At 37.8% G+C, this 19,371-nt stretch carries 11 protein-coding genes; 4 read left to right on the top strand and 7 right to left on the bottom strand.

The window, feature by feature from the left end; translation table 11 throughout:
- Positions 1-982: 982 nt before the first annotated feature.
- The 3 genes from addB (at position 983) to trxA (ending at position 8,003) form a co-directional block, all read left to right on the top strand.
- Positions 983-4,105 carry a double-strand break repair protein AddB gene (gene addB / locus AYT27_RS00135; protein ID WP_011179996.1) on the top strand — a complete coding sequence of 1,041 codons (3,123 nt, stop codon included), beginning with the start codon at positions 983-985 and terminating at the stop codon, positions 4,103-4,105.
- Positions 4,102-7,584 (top strand): double-strand break repair helicase AddA, encoded by a 3,483-nt coding sequence (gene addA, locus AYT27_RS00130; RefSeq protein WP_011179995.1) that lies wholly within the window; start codon positions 4,102-4,104, stop codon positions 7,582-7,584. Before addB ends, addA begins: the two co-directional genes overlap by 4 nt.
- A gap of 95 nt (positions 7,585-7,679) precedes the next feature.
- Entirely contained in the window at positions 7,680-8,003 is a 324-nt protein-coding gene (gene trxA / locus AYT27_RS00125) for a thioredoxin (RefSeq protein WP_011179994.1), read from the top strand.
- A 99-nt stretch (positions 8,004-8,102) separates the two neighbouring features.
- Here the strand turns inward: trxA and AYT27_RS00120 are convergent, their stop codons facing one another.
- Together AYT27_RS00120 and AYT27_RS00115 are read right to left on the bottom strand one after the other, a co-directional pair.
- On the bottom strand, positions 8,103-9,680 hold the full coding sequence (locus AYT27_RS00120; RefSeq protein ID WP_011179993.1) for a peptide chain release factor 3: 1,578 nt from the start codon (positions 9,678-9,680) through the stop codon (positions 8,103-8,105).
- Complete coding sequence (locus AYT27_RS00115) at positions 9,680-11,341, bottom strand: lysine--tRNA ligase (protein WP_011179992.1); 1,662 nt, start codon at positions 11,339-11,341, stop codon at positions 9,680-9,682. Before AYT27_RS00115 ends, AYT27_RS00120 begins: the two co-directional genes overlap by 1 nt.
- Before the next feature lie 2,097 nt (positions 11,342-13,438).
- On the opposite strand from AYT27_RS00115, the gene AYT27_RS00110 reads away from it, so the two are divergent.
- Positions 13,439-14,077, top strand: coding sequence for a LysE family translocator (locus AYT27_RS00110; RefSeq protein ID WP_011179991.1), 639 nt, complete (start codon positions 13,439-13,441; stop codon positions 14,075-14,077).
- A 4-nt stretch (positions 14,078-14,081) separates the two neighbouring features.
- On the opposite strand, the gene rlmN is transcribed toward AYT27_RS00110, so the two are convergent.
- The 5 genes from rlmN to lptB form a co-directional block, all read right to left on the bottom strand.
- Entirely contained in the window at positions 14,082-15,308 is a 1,227-nt protein-coding gene (gene rlmN, locus AYT27_RS00105; RefSeq protein ID WP_011179990.1) for a 23S rRNA (adenine(2503)-C(2))-methyltransferase RlmN, read from the bottom strand.
- Positions 15,309-15,348: 40 nt separating this feature from the next.
- A complete protein-coding gene (locus tag AYT27_RS00100) occupies positions 15,349-15,858 on the bottom strand; it encodes an invasion associated locus B family protein (RefSeq protein ID WP_011179989.1) in 510 nt (169 codons plus the stop codon).
- Positions 15,859-16,867: 1,009 nt separating this feature from the next.
- Positions 16,868-17,332, bottom strand: a complete 465-nt coding sequence (ptsN, locus tag AYT27_RS00095; protein ID WP_011179988.1) for a PTS IIA-like nitrogen regulatory protein PtsN — start codon at positions 17,330-17,332, stop codon at positions 16,868-16,870.
- A gap of 832 nt (positions 17,333-18,164) precedes the next feature.
- A complete protein-coding gene (locus AYT27_RS00090; RefSeq protein ID WP_034447628.1) occupies positions 18,165-18,356 on the bottom strand; it encodes a hypothetical protein in 192 nt (63 codons plus the stop codon).
- 217 nt (positions 18,357-18,573) lie between these two features.
- Positions 18,574-19,368 carry an LPS export ABC transporter ATP-binding protein gene (gene lptB / locus AYT27_RS00085; protein ID WP_011179987.1) on the bottom strand — a complete coding sequence of 265 codons (795 nt, stop codon included), beginning with the start codon at positions 19,366-19,368 and terminating at the stop codon, positions 18,574-18,576.
- Positions 19,369-19,371: the final 3 nt, after the last annotated feature.

Raw genomic sequence — 19,371 nt, 5'->3', positions numbered from 1 at the left:
CGAAATATAGAGAAGATCAACATGAAAGAAAAGCCTTTGCAAGAAGCAGAATAAGGATTTACACTGAAGCATGATGCGGTCGTGAATATTTTGAACCAAGATTTACGTTGTTTTCTTAACGACAGAAAATTGTAATGATGTTATCTAAGCAGCTTAGCTATCTTGAACGGAGTGAAAATACACAAATTATTACTAATAAAGGTTATACTTCAGAGCTAGGACGCAAAAGGATGAGGAAACAAAATAGCATCGTTGTCCTTTCTGCCTACTTAAACAAGCAAAAAACGTAGAATGATGATGAACATTTTTACAAAGAACATTACCCTTTCACAGACTTCTTTAAATGTATTTTCTAAAAATCCGATAAATAAAGAACTTCTTTTATAAAATTGCAGGTCTAGGTTTCAATCGCCTTTTCGATTAGAGCATAAAGGTGTATATAACCTAGAGAATACACATATCTCTGCTTCCATTTTCTTTTCCTAAATCTTTTATGAGTTTGCAAAACTGGCTATTTAAGTCTCGCAATGTTATGGAACGACTTTTTTGTAAACGGTGCCTTATGCAACGAGCATTTTTTTATACCGTATGAATAGCAGCATAAAGTCCTTGTTTATTCTGTTCACTCACTGCCAACATAAGTGCGAATGCAAAGCCTTTGAAAACTTTAAAGATGCTAATTTATGTTGCCTGTTCAAGCTTAACAATGGACTGGGAATTAACTCTTGGTTAGACAGTATCAGAGAGATATCTTTAATATTTTTGCACGATGACTCAAGTCATATAATGTTGCTCCAGTAGTTATTTTTTTAAAACTTTAGATAGCATAGAGGGTTCAATATTTTTTCAGAAATCAAAGTCAAAAATCTCCTGTCCAGATGCAGCTTTTCAGTTTTGTTCCTTCATAAAAATTGTATACAAGTAGGAGTGATGCAAATAATCAATAAGATGGAATTTTTCCATACAGCTCAAATGAGATCACATGACCTATAAGCCACGTGTCTTTTCTATTTCTTCGGGAACTGCCTTTTTACCGCATTTTGTTGATGCATTGCTCTCTAGTGCTCTTATTGATGACTTTGCACCAAATGGCGATATACAAACGGCCCTTGCAGATACCCTTATTTATGTACCAACACGCCGTGCTGCTCGGGCTTTGCGTACAGCCTTTGTTGAAAAAAGCGATACAAAATCAACCTTCTTGCCAACCATTCGTGCTTTAGGAGATGTGGATGAGGATAGCTTCCTTTTTGGTGAAAATCATAACAACATTCTCAATCCTCCCATTGAAGAAAGTGAACGCCTCCTACTTTTAGCGCGTCTCATTCGTCCTTGGCGCGAAAATTTACCTGATCACTTGCGCACCATGTTTGGTACAGAAGACGTGCTTATTCCTGCTCATACTGCTGATGCAATTTGGCTTGCTCAAGATTTAGCACATTTGATGGATGAAATGGAAACAGAAGCAACAGATTGGTCAAAACTTAAAGAAATTGCTCCCGATATGGTCGCCGAATGGTGGCAAATAACGCTCGATTTTCTCACCATTGTTACACAAAGCTGGCCGCAAATCTTAAAAGAAAGAGGGCGGAGTAATCCAGCTGAATGGCGTAATCAAGTACTCAAAATGCATGCTGAGACTTTATGGCGAACACAACCTAACAAACCTATACTTGCAGCTGGTGTATCAGGTTCTATTCCCGCAGTCTCTCATCTTTTAAAGGTCATTGCTTCTCTGCCAAAAGGAGCTGTTGTTCTTCCTGGACTTGATCTTCATATGGATGAAGAACAATGGGAGGCATTAGGTACTATCAACGAAAAAAAAACAATTTGTAATGTTTTCGATCGTACAGCAAATGCTTTTAGCCATCCTCAATATCATTTCAAAAAACTTCTCTCTCTCATCGGATGTCAACGCATTCATGTGCGCGAAATTGGTCAACAAAGCGCAATAAAGAAAAAGCGTACGGCTCTTTTATCAGAAGCATTGCGACCAGCCTCTACAACAGAACGCTGGGTACAAATTGTCCGCGATGATTATGAAAATCTCTGTGAAAATTGGTCATTCATTGAAGCTATAAACGAACGCGAAGAAGCGCTTGCTATTGCTGTTGCTTTACGCAATGCTATTGAAGAACCTCAAAAAACCGCAGCTCTTATTACAAATGACCGTAATCTAGCACGCCGTGTTGCAGCTGAATTACAACGTTTTGGAATTGAAGCAAATGATTCAGGCGGAATACCTCTTGCACAAACACTCCCTGCAACTTTGTTACGGCTCCTTTTAGAAAATGTCTTTCAGTCTGGTGATCCAATTGCTTTTCTTTCCCTTCTCAAACATCCGCTCACAACACTAGGACAAAACCGCCATCGCTTACGCGAAATGGCAGAAAATTTTGAACTCTTTGTTCTTCGAGGGAATACGAGCTGTATTAATCTTTGTGAATGTGACAAATTTTTTGAAACATGGACAGAAATATATTCCCATAAGATTTCTGAAACTAACGTTATTGATCAACAAAACTGTGAAGAAGCACGTCTGCTTTGTCATCTTTTAGTCAAAGCTGTCGAACCTTTAGCATCTCTCATGAAACAAAAGAAGGAATGTACCGTCAATGAAGCCATGGTAGCAACAGTTGAAGTGTTTGAAAACTTTGGGCGTGATGAAAACAATTCTCTTGCCCATCTTTATCAACATGAAGCAGGACAAACTCTCTTAACTTTTTTGCGTGAATTGGTGAGTGATCAATCAGGATTAAAATTTCAACTTTGCGAATGGCTCGCTATATTTTCAGCCCTTATAGCAACTCGCTCCGTTACACCCTCTCCTGGAGGACATCCGCGTTTGTTCATTTGGGGAACCTTAGAATCACGTTTACAAACCGTTGATACTGTGGTTATTGGTGGTCTTAATGAAGGATCATGGCCTATTACAACCCGTAATGATGCTTTTTTATCACGACCAATGAAAATTATGTTAACTCTTGAACCACCAGAAAAGCGTATTGGCCTTTCTGCCCATGACTTTCAATGGGCTATGGGAATGAATAAAGTGGTGATGAGCCGAGCACTACGCGTTAATCATGCTCCTTCACTTCCTTCACGCTGGTTACAACGCTTAGAAACGGTTATAGGAAAACAGGTTTGGAAACAAATCCGTGCACGAGGTGAAATATTTCTTCATTGGACAAAAATGCTTGATCATACAAATATCATTGCCGGTGCGAAACGTCCTTATCCTGTCCCACCCCTTGATGCGCGTCCTCGCCATTTTTCCGTCACTGAAATCGCAACGTTGCGCTATGACCCTTATGCCATTTATGCCAAAAAAATCTTGCGGCTGAAACCGCTTAAAGCTCTCATCCATGCCCCTGGTGCTTCTGAACGCGGAATACTTTATCACGCTATTTTTTCTGCTTTTTGTACAAAAGTAAAAAATCCAAATTCTGCGAATGTCCTCGATGTACTCCTCAATATCGGGCGTGAAGAATTTAATAAATTCAATTTGCCACTCGATATTGAAGCAATCTGGTGGAACAATTTTGAAAATCTTGCTCCATTTTTTCTCCAATGGGAACAAAGTTTAGGTCCTCGAAAACGATATGCCGAAGTAGTATCGCAAAAAATACCTATAGGCACCACAGGTTTAACTCTTTCGGGACGTGCTGATCGTATTGATGTATTGCCAGGAAAAATGGTTGAAATTATCGATTTTAAAACCAGCACCCCACCTTCATCAAAACAAGTGCGCGATTTATTATTTCCACAATTGGCATTGGAAGCAGCTTTGCTTATGCAAGGTGCTTTTACAGATTTTCAAGATCTTACCCCTGTAAATTTGTCTTACATCCCCCTCAATGGAAAAGGCAAAATTATTCCCCAATCAATTTTTTTAAAGAAAGACACAAAAGATCATCAAAGCGCCATGGATCTTGGTGAAAAAGCATGGAAACATCTTATCGCATTAATGGATTATTATCAAAATCCACAACAGGGTTACCTTTCACACGCCGTCCCCATAACAAAACGATATGAAGGTGACTATGACCATTTGGCACGCTTATGGGAATGGTCAAGCGGTTTTCAGAAAGCAGATCAATCATGACTCTTTTTTCTATTCCTGAAGCAGCCCTTGATGCACAAGCAACGGCAACACATCCAAAAACAAATGTATGGGTTTCTGCAAATGCAGGATCTGGAAAAACCCATGTTTTAAGCGAACGTGTTATTCGTTTGCTTTTAAATGGTACCCCTCCAGCACGTATTTTATGCCTTACTTATACAAAAGCCGCTGCCGCCGTTATGCAATCGCGAATTTTTCGCACACTTTCCAGTTGGAATGAACTAGACGATACACAGCTGCAACAAACTTTATCGCAACTTGAAAATAAACCCATCACTGCGCAAAAACTCACCTATGCGCGTCAACTCTTTGCTCGTGCCTTAGAGACTCCAGGGGGCTTAAAAATTCAAACGATTCATGCATTTTGTGAATCTCTCTTGCATCACTTTATGCTAGAAGCCAATATTGCTGGACATTTCGAACTGGTCGACGATATCAGTCGAAAAAAACTACTCCAAGAAGCACGCCGCCAGCTTTTGGAGCATGAAAGTGCACAGTCTGCTTTAAAACAGTTGCTTAAAGTTATCAGTGAGCACACTTTTAACCAATTACTGTATGAAGCAACTGAAAAACAACATAAACTGTCTGATTTTTTGACTTCTGTTCTTTCTGAAAACGGAGAAAAAAAACTGCATGCGCTCTTTCAGTTAGCGCCTGATGACACAAATGAACAGTTGTTAGAAAAAATTCAACAGACTGCTCGCCTGCCTCTTTATGCTCTTACCCATTGTCAAACCTATGGTAATAAGAGCCTCAAAGAAATGATTGCGAAATTTTCTCAATTAGAAGAGGCCTGTGATGAGGAAAACATCATCGATATTATTTCCAATATTTATTTTAAAATGAAAGGCGAACCACGTAATTTTTCACGCCTATCTTGTAAAAAATCAGATGAAATTTGGCCCTTTATTCAACAAACGATTGAAGACAAACAAAGCAAGCTTTCTCTTCTTTTAGAAAAATATCAATGCTCAAAAATTGCCACACTTAATAAAGCTGCTTTTCAGCTTTGTGCCAGATATCTTAAAATCTACGCAAATCTCAAAAAAGCCAATGGGTTTTTAGATTTTAACGACCTCATTGAACGCACACTCCATTTGTTAAAGCGTCAAGGTGCAAGCCAATGGGTGCACTATAAACTTGATAATGGTCTTGATCATATTTTGCTTGATGAAGCGCAAGATACAAACCCTGAGCAATGGCAAATTATTCAACTTTTGGCACAAGAATTTTTTACAGGTCATAGTCAACGCACAAATATACGCACTCTTTTTGCTGTTGGAGATGAAAAACAATCCATCTATTCTTTTCAAGGCGCTGCTCCGGAAAACTTTGCCGAAAACGGACGAATGATTCAAAAAAAAGTACAGCAGGTGAATCAGAAATTTGAAAAAATACAACTTAATTATTCTTTTCGTTCTACACCGGATGTCCTTAAAAGCGTTGATCTCGTCTTTGAAAAACCCGAAAATTATAAAGGGCTTTCAGCAGAAAATACAAAGACAGTGCACGAAGCTATTCGTGCTCATAGCCCAGGAGAGGTTATTTTATGGGATGCCATTTCCAAAGAAAAAAGTGAATTTCCTGATGCGTGGCATTTAAGCGTTGATCATTTAGACACACCTGAAACACGTTTGGCAGAAAAAATTGCTGAAACCATTGCCAACTGGTTACACAACGGAGAAATGCTTCCAGCAAAAGGACGCCTCATGCGTGCCAGTGACATTATGGTCTTGGTGCGTAAACGTGATCACTTTGTTTCTGCCCTTTCTCGTGCCCTTAAATTACGCAATATTCCCATCGCTGGTGCTGATCGTTTACAACTCACCAAACATATGAGTGTGCGTGATTTAATGGCGCTGGCACGGTTTGTTTTGCAACCAAAAGATGATCTTTCTCTTGCTTGTGTTTTAAAAAGTCCACTTTTTTCGCTTAGCGAAGAGGAACTTTATCAACTTGCAGCGCACCGTACAGGCTCTCTTTGGCAAAGTCTCTGTATGCATGCCTCGCATGTCTCATCACACGCATCTTTTAGAGATGCTTTCGAAAATTTGAATCATTATCGCACTCTTGTGGATAAAATACCGGTTTTCGAATTCTATAGCTATATTTTAAACAATGATAAAGGACGACAAAAAATCCTTGCTCGCTTAGGATCTGAAGCAAATGATGTGCTTGATGCTTTTATGGATTATACACTCACTCTTCAAAAAACGGGTTTACCAGGATTGCAAGCTTTTTTGGAAACATTAAGCGCAAACGATCCAGAAATTAAACGAGAATTTGATCAAAACCATGAAGAAGTTCGTATCATGACTGTACATGCCGCAAAAGGGCTAGAGGCTTCTGTTGTGTTTCTGGTTGATCCAGGAAGTGCTATTTGGCACTCTCAACATGCACCTCATTTGCTTAAAACTCCTTCAAGTCATCCACAATGGAGTGACCAACAAGCGTTTATTTGGCGCCCCAATGAAAAATTTGATACAAAACTCTCTCAACAAGCACTGTCATACTTAAAAGAACGCGCTGAAGAAGAATATAGACGCCTTCTCTATGTAGGAATGACACGCGCTGAAGATCGATTGTTTGTTTGCGGATATAGCGGTGAGAAAACCTCCCCTCATACGTGGCTACAATTGGTAAAGAACGCTCTCAAACCGCATGCGTTTGTTATAGATGGTCCAGCAGAAGATATTGCAGCTTGGCGTTATTGTATTACAGCTTCTTCTTATGCCCCTATAAAGCAAGAAGTACCTTGTGCTGAGTACCAAACACTCCCATCTTTGCCCACTTTTTTCTCCCATAAAGTCCCCGAAGAACCAGCTCTACCCAAACCGTTGAGGCCCTCTGTTGCTAGCCTTTCTATTGAAGCTGATACTGAAATTTCTTCTAATCTAAAATATCTTAGCCTCTCACCTGTCTTAGGAGAAACAAATATCAATAGAGCTTTTTCCATTGAATATGGTAATATTGTTCACCGATTGCTGCAACATTTACCCAATTGTCCCGCTCAAAAACGTCGCGATTATGCCCAATACTATCTCAATACTAAAGCTTCTCATTGGCAGGAAACACAAAAAGAAAAAGCTCTTTGTCATGTTTGGCAAATTTTAGATCATTCCTCTCTCAAACCCCTCTTCTCTGATCATTCGCGTGCTGAAGTCTCCTTAATGGGTATTGTAAAAATTCGTGGAAAAGAGCAAGCAATTTCCGGACAAATTGACCGTCTCTACATCACAGAAAACAGCATCATCTTTGCGGATTTTAAAACGGGAGCCCCACCAGAAGACGAAGCCGCTATTGCACCACACTACTTGTTGCAAATGGCTCTTTACCGAAAATTGCTGCAAGCTATTCATCCCGATAAAGATATTCAAGCTCTTCTTGTCTACAGTAAAGAAGTGAAAGTTTTTAAACTTCCTCCGAAAAAACTTGATGCGCTTCTTGATGAAATTGCTTGATAAGCTGAGAAAAGCTTTTTCTATTTATCTTTGCAATAACTTGATATGAAGCGTTATCGTACCAATCTATAGAAATGAGTATAAAGGATAAATCAATGAGCTGTATAAAAGTTGATAAGAGCAATTTTGAAAGTGAAGTTTTGACTTCTTCTACCCCTGTTGTGGTTGATTTTTGGGCAGAATGGTGTGGTCCTTGTAAAATGATTGCTCCGATTTTAGATGAAATTTCAATGGAAATGCAAAATCAAGTCAAAATTGCCAAAGTGAATATTGATGAAAATCCGGAACTGGCTACCCAATATGGAGTGCGCTCAATTCCTACCTTATTGATGTTCAAAGATGGAAATATTGCATCAAATATGGTTGGCGCTGCTTCTAAAGGACGTGTTTCTGAATGGATTAAAGAGGGGCTTCGTTAAGCTCGCTCATAGTGATTTTTCTAAAAAGGAGAGAGGTTTTGCCTCTCCTCCTTGCTTGCTCTTTATTCAAGACAATTTTTTCACAAAAAAGATATCTGTTTATTCAGAACGTATCTGATAATCCTTAAAAGCCGCAAATTTTATCTTCGGCGCTCGTTCTGCTTCATAGTTCAATGAAAAATGGTTTTCTGCTAAAAAAACTGGATCACCTTCTAGGTCATGAGCAATGGCAGAATAGTGATTGGTGAGAAATTTTTGCATTTCATCTTTACTTTGTGCTGAAATCCAACGGCATATATTAAAGCGTGCTGGTTCAAAACTCACCGGCAACCCGTATTCTATCTTAAGTCGTTCCTTTAAAACATCAATCTGCAAAGCACCAATCACACCTATGAGAGAAGGAGAACCATCATCAGGAATAAATAATTGCACGACCCCTTCTTCAGCCATTTGGTGCAAAGCTTCTTTCAGTTTTTTTGCTTTCATCGGATCACCTAAACAAACACGACGTAAAATTTCTGGTGCAAAATTAGGCACTCCCTTAAAAAGGATATTTTCTCCTTCTGTCAAGGTATCACCAATACGCAACGTTCCATGATTAGGAATCCCTACAATATCACCGGCATAGGCTTGATCAGCAATTTGGCGTGAACGCGCAAAGAAAAATTGTGGTGCCGAAAGTGTCATCGATTTTCCTGTTCGTACCAACTTTGTCTTCATGCCACGTTCAAGCGTTCCCGAACACACCCGAAAAAATGCAATACGATCACGGTGATTAGGGTCCATATTCGCTTGAATTTTAAATACAAACCCCGTCATTTGAGATTCCGTGGCTCTTACAGTACGTTGATCTGCACCTTGATCACGAGGACTTGGACCAAAAGCAACCAATGCATTGATCAAATCACGAACACCAAAATTTCTTAAAGCTGAACCGAAATAAACCGGTGTCATATGTCCTTCTTGAAAAGCTTGAAAATCAAAGTTTTTGCAGGCACTTCGCGCAAGCTCTACGCCTTCTATAAAAGATAAGCGTTCATTTTCAGGAAGCAAGTTTACCACTTCATCCGGCCCCGAAACCGCTTGTTGTGTCACCTCATCATCTTTTTGACGAAAACGATTATGATGAAGATCAAATGTTCCAACAAAATCTTTACCTGTACCAATCGGCCAAGTTATTGGTGCAGTATCAAGAGCAAGTTTTTCTTCAATTTCATCTAAAAGTTCTATAGGATCACGTGCCTCACGATCCATTTTGTTGACAAAAGTAACAATAGGAATATCCCGCATCCGACATACTTCAAACAATTTCAGTGTCCTAGGTTCAATTCCGCGTGCACCATCTAACACCATGATAGCACTATCAACAGCTGTGAGAGTGCGATAGGTATCATCAGCAAAATCTTCATGGCCTGGAGTATCTAGCAAATTAAAGATATGATCTTCATATTCAAATGTCATCACCGATGTCACAACCGAAATACCACGGTCCCGTTCAATATGCATCCAATCAGAACGGGTTTGAATACGATCTTTTTTTGCTTTTACCTCACCAGCAAGCTGAATAGCTCCACCAAATAACAAAAGCTTTTCCGTTAGTGTTGTTTTTCCCGCATCTGGATGTGCTATAATCGCAAATGTGCGACGTCGCTTTACTTCTTGCGCTCTCTTTTCCATTATTCCCCCATAGGTCGCGCCAGAGCTTCAGCAATCAGTGCCCGCATTTCATTAATTCCATACAAAGCAATAAATGACCCTAATCTTGGTCCCCTCTCCTGCCCTAAAAGCACTTCATAGAGCATTTGAAAAAAAACATTTGAAACCCCTGGCCCCCCTTCAGGACTCTTTTTGTTATGATCTTGATAACGTTCCGTTAAACGTGCAACATCAAGAAGCGCATTTTGAATCGTGTTTCCATCGGCAGTTTCCGGCAAACTGGCTAATTTTGCATCAATTTGCGCTAATGTTGCCCGCTCACTGTCATCTGCTGCTCGAAATTTTTTATTTGGTTTAACAAAAACATCAAAATATTTAATAGCAAATTGCACCAACTGATCAAGTTCCGGATAAGTTTGTGCATTGGCTTCCTTAGCATAACGAGAAATAAAACCCCAAAGAACCTCTTTATTTTCTGCATTTGAAGCACTGACCAAATTTAAAAGCATGGCAAAGGATACAGGTAAATCACCCTGTGGAGGACAACCATTATGAATATGCCATACAGGATTGTTAAGTCGATCTTGCCATTTTTGGCGACCATAAGCTGAAAGATGCGCATAATATTCATCAACGGCTTTTGGAATAACATCAAAATAAAGTCGTTTTGCTGTTTTGGGCTTTGCAAACATATAAAGCCCAAGACTTTCTGTGGGAGCATATGTTAACCACTCATCAATGGTTAAGCCATTTCCTTTGGATTTGGAAATTTTCTGCCCCATCTCATCTAAAAACAGCTCATAGTTAAATCCTTCTGGTGGCTTTCCACCAAGTACTTTGCAAATTTTAGAAGAAAGATTTGTGGAATCTATAAGATCTTTTCCCGCCATTTCATAATCAACACCAAGCGCTGTCCAGCGCATTGCCCAATCTACCTTCCATTGACATTTAACTTTTCCCCCTGTCACCTCCGTTTCAATGGTTTCTCCTGTTTCAGGTTCAATATAGGTGACAGTACCTTTTTCAACATTACGAGCAATCATCGGCACCTGTAAAACTTTGCCAGAAAATGGAGAAATCGGTAAAAAAAGTGAATAGGTAGCACGCCGTTCTTCACCCAATGTTGGCAAAACAATTGCCATCACCTTGTCATAACAGTCAAGTATTTTTAAGAGTGTTTCATCAAAACGACCGGAACTATAATAATCGGTAGCACTGGCAAATTCATAATCAAAACCAAAACGATCAAGAAAAGCGCGCAAACGCGCATTATTCGCCGCTCCAAAAGAAGGATACATATCGCCAAAAGGATCTGGTATGCGGCTAAGCGGTTGACCAAGATAGCTTTCCACCTTCTCACGATCTGGTACATTATCAGGAACCTTGCGCAAACCATCCATATCATCAGAAAAACAAAGCAGTTTTGTTTTCACTTTATTCTCAGTAAGAATCTGAAATGCATGACGCACCATGGTTGTACGTGCTACTTCCCCAAAAGTGCCAATATGCGGTAAACCAGAAGGTCCATAGCCTGTTTCAAATATTACACGCTCTGGATAACCTGTTTTTTCATACCGTTTGATAATCTTACGTGCTTCTTCAAATGGCCAAGCTCTCGATTGAACAGCTGCATTTTTTAATTCTGGCGTAAGGCTAAGGGCGTCACTCTGATCACGCATCATCATCTTTATCCTAAAAAAATAAACTCTTTAATGGTATGGTGTATGGTTCTTGAATTTATTCGTCAATAATAGCAAGCAAAAAGCTATCAAAAATCCTCTTATTATAGCTCTTGTTATGACAAGTCTCTGCACTATTCTTTCCATTTTATGCTCTTTTTTTTACATCAATGAAGTACAAATATCATGAACGTAATTTACTCATTTTTATTATTGATGTTTTAATTACTATTATTATAGGTTTTACCTATTACACTTATCAGCAAGAAAAAAAATCTTCTAGCATTGAACTAAAAATTGGACAGCTAAACTATTTACCAACATCAATAAGTTAGAAAAATGACAAAACTGAACGTCTTATACAAAATCATCTCTTTAATTATACTGTAAGGATGATTTTATAAGATTGTTTATTTGAATTCTGGCAAATGTGCTGCCAATATGTGCAAAGGCGAGAAATTTAATTTCATAAAACTGGTTGCATCTTTTTGATCATAAGTATCTTTATTATCCTTAAAGGTTACAAATTTAGTGGTGTAAAGTGACTATTTGCTTTGGCACCCTTCAGCCATCACATTACCCTTATAAAGTTTTAATGTAATTTTGCCTGTAACATTTTCCTTGTATAAATCAAGAGCTGCCTGCAACATTTTGCGCTCAGATAAAAACTAAAAGCTATAATAAATGGTTTTGCTTAACTTAAAAGCCATGGTGCACCACCATCTTTACACTTATGAAGGAGCGAACCGGCACCATCATTCTCTTTACCAGCTCAAAATGTTGTGGCAACCCTTGCATTGAGACGGTTCATAAGAGGCCTTTTTAATTCTCTCTTTTTACTGGTTTATATGCACACCACCCCCGCTTGTAACGTGCAAGTAAGTGATTTTAATTGATTCAAATAAGAATATTTGAAATAAGAGAATCTTAAGATATTTGGGACTTTCATTCAAGTTGCAAAACTATGAGTTATATTTATCAATCAATGCATTGTGCCTACTGGAGCATTCATTCATCTTTCAAATGCACCTCTCCCTTATCCAATACTAAAGATTCCATTACACGATAAGCCGTCAAAAGAATTATTCCTTTTAAGTCTCATAAATAAAGCGCAACTTTATGACGATAAAACAATTTCTAACCAAATCTAAACGGCCAATACTGTTCTGTCTATAATCGATTCAGTGTAGAAAATAAATTCGTAGGAGAGAGACTTTTCCACTGATCAAAATAGAACATCACCAATGGTGATTATGATCATTTGATATGGGATAGCTTCCAGCTAAAGAGTTTGTATATCTAACACATTCAAGAGCAGGAAATGCGGGATCTTCCAAAATTTTTTTTCTGAAGATAAATAAAACAAATTTGTATCAACCGAAAAAGACGCCTCGCTTTACTTAGCTTCTTCCCTCGGAATTTGAAGTGCATGCGCAAAACTCATCAAATCCGTCAAACTTCGAAAAAACCTATTACGCCATGAAGCAAAATTTTGATATTAGGATTCTGTGCATAAGCGAAAAGCTTAAAATTCTCTTGTTCATTACCATTTCCTGTCGCCCCATCGGCAATAACAAAAACATCTGCTCCCGTTTCCTTGGCAATTTTTAAGGCAATTTGAAAAAAGCGGACAAGCAGACGTCCTCAAAAGGTAGATCAATTCACAAGCTGCATTCGCTCGAAACATCAGAAAAATAAAATCGTGCATAGATTCTTCACGCAAACCTACACTCTATATTCCTTTAATACCCAGCATTTCAGCTTTACAAAACGCACGCACTAAATCTTTCCTCTGCTCTAAATTAAGATGTACTACAATTTCAGTGCCTTGCTCGTTTTGCAAACATTTAAGAACGGTTGTCGTATACGAAAACCCTCTAAATAAGCCCAAAATAATTTTTTTTACATTTTTTATCTTAAAAACTTTATATTATTAGCTTTTTTTATTGTTACTCAAAAATCACAGCTATACAAATCATGACAACAAATTTCCTTTAAGCAGTATTTAAAAGATGCAAAAAAAAATGAAAACGAGTAAAAAAACATTTATATAAAAGATGCAAATTATGAACATCTTTTTTAAGAATTAAAGAGGTTTACATGTCATTTCTTCCTGAATGGCACATTATTATACAATTTTCCTTAGCATCATTGGTTCTGGCCCTCATTCCAGGACCTGATATTATGCTATCAGTAGGACGTACTATTGTACAAAATAAAAAAGCTGGAATTATGTGTGCTTGTGGAAGTGCAACGGGTTTTGCTATTCAGGTCGTTGCTGTAGCTCTTGGCCTATCAGTACTTATTTTTACCTCGCCACGCATTTTTTTTGTTCTCAAAATTGTGGGAGCCTTTTACCTTTTGTGGCTTGCTATTCAAACGTTGTATAAACCTTCAACATTATCTTTCAAAAAAACATCCCCAAAAAACCAAAGCCTCAAACGTAATTATTTTACTGCTATTGTAATTAATCTCTTAAACCCTAAAGTCCTTCTTTTTAACATGACTTTCTTACCACAATTTATTAATGCAAATGACCCTATGGTCACACAAAAACTCCTTATTTTAGGTCTTTCTTATATTCCTATTTCTTTTCCTATTAACATTTCTATAGTTTTTATGGCTCATAAATTCTCTAAAGGAATAAAACAAAACCCTTCTTATCTTCGTTTTCTTGACTGGCTTATCTCAGGCATTTTCACCAGTTTTGCTCTCAGTATCCTTATTGATGAATATTGAATTATTAACTATTAACTATATGTTCCAAATGCAAACGTTCAGACTTTCGTAACCGTTCTGAAGCAGATTTAAGTTGACCACATGCCGCTAAAATATCCCGTCCACGGGGTATGCGGATAGGTGAAGCATAGCCTGCTTGATTAACCACATCAGCAAAACGCTCGATTTGTTCCCAATCAGAACATTGATAATTACTCCCCGGCCATGGATTAAAAGGGATCAAGTTTATCTTCGCAGGAATACCTTTCAGTAACTGCACCAACCGCTTGGCGTCATCCAAACTGTCGTTTACATCTTTTAGCATTACATATTCAAATGTAATTCGCTTAGCATTGGAAAGACCAGGATATTGACGGCAAGCATCCATTAACAGTGCAAGTGGGTATTTCTTATTGATTGGAACAAGCATATCTCGTAACGTATCATTCACAGCATGGAGTGAAATTGCCAACATAACCCCTATTTCTTCTCCGGTTCGGATCATTCCAGGAACAACTCCACTGGTTGAAAGGGTAATCCGACGTTTCGATAAAGAAAGTCCATTCCCATCAGAAGCGATTAATAAAGCTTTTTTCACCGCTTCAAAATTATAAAGTGGTTCTCCCATCCCCATCATAACAATATTGGTGATTTTGCGTCCTTCCACTGGAACAATTGCACCATCAGGGGTATTCCTATCAGGAAAATCACCCAAACAATCACGCGCAACCAATAATTGCGCCAAAATTTCTTCCGCTGTGAGATTGCGAACAAGTACCTGCGTTCCCGTATAACAAAAAGAACAAGTTAAAGTACACCCTACTTGCGATGAAAGACATAAAGTGCCACGCCCTTCTTCAGGAATATAAACAGTTTCAATTTCAACAGGCCTTCCAGCACCGCGTGGTGGAAAACGTAAAAGCCATTTACGCGTACCATCTTTTGATATTTGTTCTCCAGCAATTTCCGGGCGCGCAATAGAAAAATGTTTTTTAAATATTTCCTGCATCGGTTTAGAAATATTGAGCATTTCATCAAAATTTGAAACACCACGTACATAAAGCCAATGCCAAAGTTGACGTACGCGCATACGCGTTTGACGTTCTGGAATACCTATTGCCTTTAAAGCTTCCGCCATTTCATCCTGCGATAAGCCAATTAAAGAGAGTTTAGATCTCTCTTTCACGATAATATTATCTGACTCTCGTACAGGACATGTACCAATTGGTCTAAGATCATATGAAACGGCCATTTTCTTCAATTTATATCGCTATTTTAGAGTTACAGAGACCTTAATGGCATTTTTGTGCCGCATTTAATGCAGCGGTTACACCTTTTAAGGAATAAATATAAGTCGTATGCGTTCCCCGTTTTGAGAATGCACTCACTTTCATATTTTTTCCAGCACGCATAGCAGAAACAAGCTGCTTTTCTAGTGCTGGTGATGCTAACCAAGCCGACGAATCCTTAGTAAAAAAATCAAAATCTTTACTTCCAATGGTTACGGTAACTCTTGACCCTTCTTTAAGTGGATAACCTGCCATGAATTGAGGTTCAAACGAAAGAGGTGAATGAGAACGTTTAGTAACTAAAAAGAAATTATCGCCATGCTTAACCGTCGTTGGAAGTGACTCTAAAGGCATAGACAATACGTAGCAAATTGTTTTTTGGGGCGATTTATAAGAATAGGCTCCCCATGCCTCAAATTGATCCAGACGGTTTGGCGCTTGTGCACATGTTGCTCCAGCAGAAATAAAAACCATTACAAATGCAGCAATAAATTTTTTTTTAAACATCTTCATTTAACTCACTTCTTTAGTCTCTAATAAGATTCTCTTTTATTGAAAAAACTCAACAAACGAAATATTTTCGCACTAATCAGAACAGATTTTTACCTCTAATTGTGATCTTTTACTTGTTACTAAAACATGAATTTTTTGTTTAATAACCAGATAAAAAAATAACAATTTGATTTTATTTCATCTCCCAATCCCTAATTTCGTTTTGTATAAAAACTACCTCTTTAAGAAATAAAATTTTGAAATAAAGTATAAACATACCATCACTTTGTTAAGAAACAAACTACGCTCTTCTATGCAAGTAACTTATTGCAAAATCTTAAAAAAGTACCCTTTAAAGAACACTCCCAATTTTACAACCTTTTGAATATTATCAATAAACTCAACAACCCCCGATGCATTTGCGCTCATAAAAATCATAAAATGGTCTCTCTTTTCTTCAAATTAACGCGTTTATGTTCCTATTCAATATCGTTTAAAATTGCTTTTCACAATCTTAAAACCCTTTTGCAAGAAATTACCCAACATATCAGCCTATTGATCATAAAACACAGAGCATATAATTCTTGCCCCAATCACCGCATATCATTTTACCTCATTTAAAACCTTTTTCTCTTACCACCGTATGCCTTAACCTCTTTAATTGTCAGTTTCTGAAAACCAGTAATCTAAATCGATTTAACTATACTATTTCAATATACTAGAGAATATTCACTCTCTTACACAAAACATACTCAAACCCTACCCTCTTGGCCTATGCAAAAATTTCATCACGGACGAATACTCCAAGCAAAATAACCTCAGAGTATATTAATAGATGCTTTGCACGTGAAACATAATAAAAGTTAGTGATCGCTCTTATCTCCTGCTCTTTAAACCTAGGATTGCCTTGAGAACAATTTTTACAAAACACCTGATGTGATCAGTGTTCTTAGCTCTTTAAGTGCAGATTCTCCCATTTTCTAACCTGTTTTGTGCATTCTCCGCAATGTCGTTTACGTCACACCAACTTTCAAGCTGCGTTGGATGTGGAATTCTGAATCAATAAAGCATAAAGCGCATTGGCATCATGAGTATTGCGCAATTTTTGAACAACATCAGAACAACGCAAAACGCGCGCAATCTGTGACAATGCTTTTAAATGATCGGCACCAGCATTTTCAGGCGCCAAAAGGAGAAAAACAAGATCAATAGGCTCATCATCAAGAGCTTCAAAATCAACCGGACTTTCAAGACGTGCAAAAATACCAATGATTCGATTAATATTAGGCAGTTTTCCATGAGGAATCGCAATACCACCACCCAAACCCGTTGAACCTAGTTTTTCACGTTGCAAAACAATATCAAAAACCACACGCTCATTAAGACCTGTCAATCCAGCAGCTTTTTCGGCTAAAATTTGTAGAACTTGTTTCTTCGAATTCGCCTTAAGAGCCGGGATAATAGCTTCAGGTGCAATTAACTCACTCAAATTCATATTTTAATTTTCCTTTTGCACGCTCAAATGCTCACCCAAAAACCCGTTAATGGTATGGATATTTAAAGTTTTCTGTCACTTTTTTGCACCATCAGATATGAATTTATTTTTCAATTTATAACGGGTAATGGTTTAATTCATCTCATCATTCACTATCAGCATAATGATAAATAGTCTTCAGCTCCTCATTAACAGCATCAGAAAACAAGGAAATGAGGTTGCCCATAAAATAATTTCCCTACCTTACGGAACAAAGGTCTCCGTTCACAAATTTGATTTTCTAGACATAAGAGTTGATATAAAATCTTCATCGGATTTTCCTTTTCCTTTTAAGGGCTCCCATAAGGTGATAAACATACTGAGATAAAATAGCATTTTACTTTGATGATGACTGTATACGCTCAGATGTTAAGGACGATAACGATCTAAACAGATTTTCATACATTTAGCGGATATTAAAAAGGCACGTATATCTGATCTGATATATACAGTCGTGCACGAACTTTTAAATACGCAAGGCAAACCAACAAAACACCACAAACCCTATTTGACAACCGTAATATGTAAAACCCATGGTGCTACCATCAAAATATCTAAAACAGCATCATTAATGCGTTGTTTGATTCGACGGAGAGGAGAAAAGTATTATGAATACTTATATACCTTCCAACAACACGCGTGTTGCCTTCTTTATCATTCATTATGAGGTTAATCTAGCGATATCTTTTCTATGGTGCCATTAAAAGCAAACAAAACCGATAAAACAACGAGACCACCTCATCTTGATGAGCTTTTTTCATTTACCCAACAAAAATTTAGTTTAAGATTACAATTATAAAAAAATTTGGCATAAATTAAGGAGTTTTTCAGCAACAACCTGTTCAACACAATCACCATAGAAGATTTTATTGCGTAACCCAACTAAAAGACATTCATCCTCCTCTTGCTTCCAAAACCAGACCTTCTTATTTGAAGTTCTTAATAACATTTCTAAAGTTTCTGCAATCTGGTCAATAATTGTCATTAGTTATACGAGAAAAATGTATAGAAAAAATAAACTCTCATTCAACCCTGTGAAAAAGATTTGATTGTTTGAATACATGGGTATAGTGGTTGTGTACACTATGATTTCATCTTAAATGGATTGAGCTTTTTGAGCGTAAGTAAAAATGTAGAGAAATCGTCACGCAAATTGCTACAGGTGATAAAGACGTTTTTGATGAAAAGTAAAAGCTGTAAAATCAGAGAGAAAATTGATTTCCTAAATAAATTCTGCGCACATCAGCGTCGTTGATAATATCATTAGGACAACCATGAACCAAAACTTGTCCCGCGTGAATGATATAAGCACGATCGACAAGCCCTAATGTCTCACGCACATTATGATCCGTTATCAAAACACCAATCCCACGCCTAGTTAAATAACGAATAAGCTGCTGAATATCAAAAATAGCAATAGGATCTATTCCTGCAAATGGTTCATCAAGTAACATAAAATTGGGGCGAGAAGCTAAAGCACGTGCAATTTCAAGTCGTCGACGCTCGCCACCTGATAAAGAAAGAGCAGGCATCTTGCGTAAATGGTCAATTTTAAATTCATGCAAAAGGGCATCCAAATCTTCACGTCGTTTAAGCCGGTCTTTTTCTACTACTTCCAAAACAGCTTTAATATTTTTTTCTACTGAAAGACCACGAAAAATCGATGCTTCCTGAGGAAGATATCCAATACCTAAACGAGCACGTCGATACATTGGTAGATGCGTGATATCAAATCCATCAATTTTAATGGACCCACCATCCGATTTAATAAGACCTGTAACCATATAAAAACAAGTCGTTTTTCCTGCACCATTGGGACCTAAAATGCCAACAGCCTCTCCGGTACGAATGCCGAAAGAAACATCATTAATAACCTGTCTTCCACGGTAAAATTTAACCAAATGGCTGGCAATTAAGGTTCCTTTTAAGCGTTTCCTTAAAGCCTCACTTGCAAAATTATGTCCGTCCGCTTGTTTTTTTCTTTTGATTCCAAACATGAA

It is taken from the genome of Bartonella henselae str. Houston-1 (assembly GCF_000046705.1).
GTDB lineage: Bacteria > Pseudomonadota > Alphaproteobacteria > Rhizobiales > Rhizobiaceae > Bartonella > Bartonella henselae.
Note: the sequence above shows the minus strand (reverse complement) of the source record. Positions and strands in the feature narration are given on the sequence as shown.

Excerpts from the sequence above, each read along its gene's own strand:
- ptsN (WP_011179988.1), bottom strand. The coding sequence starts at position 17,332 with ATGAATTTGAGTGAGTTAATTGCACCTGAAGCTATTATCCCGGCTCTT.
- AYT27_RS00110 (WP_011179991.1), top strand. The coding sequence starts at position 13,439 with ATGTCATTTCTTCCTGAATGGCACATTATTATACAATTTTCCTTAGCA.
- AYT27_RS00115 (WP_011179992.1), bottom strand. The coding sequence starts at position 11,341 with ATGATGCGTGATCAGAGTGACGCCCTTAGCCTTACGCCAGAATTAAAA.
- AYT27_RS00100 (WP_011179989.1), bottom strand. The coding sequence starts at position 15,858 with ATGAAGATGTTTAAAAAAAAATTTATTGCTGCATTTGTAATGGTTTTT.
- rlmN (WP_011179990.1), bottom strand. The coding sequence starts at position 15,308 with ATGGCCGTTTCATATGATCTTAGACCAATTGGTACATGTCCTGTACGA.
- addA (WP_011179995.1), top strand. The coding sequence starts at position 4,102 with ATGACTCTTTTTTCTATTCCTGAAGCAGCCCTTGATGCACAAGCAACG.
- addB (WP_011179996.1), top strand. The coding sequence starts at position 983 with ATGACCTATAAGCCACGTGTCTTTTCTATTTCTTCGGGAACTGCCTTT.
- lptB (WP_011179987.1), bottom strand. The coding sequence starts at position 19,368 with ATGTTTGGAATCAAAAGAAAAAAACAAGCGGACGGACATAATTTTGCA.
- AYT27_RS00120 (WP_011179993.1), bottom strand. The coding sequence starts at position 9,680 with ATGGAAAAGAGAGCGCAAGAAGTAAAGCGACGTCGCACATTTGCGATT.
- AYT27_RS00090 (WP_034447628.1), bottom strand. The coding sequence starts at position 18,356 with ATGACAATTATTGACCAGATTGCAGAAACTTTAGAAATGTTATTAAGA.
- trxA (WP_011179994.1), top strand. The coding sequence starts at position 7,680 with ATGAGCTGTATAAAAGTTGATAAGAGCAATTTTGAAAGTGAAGTTTTG.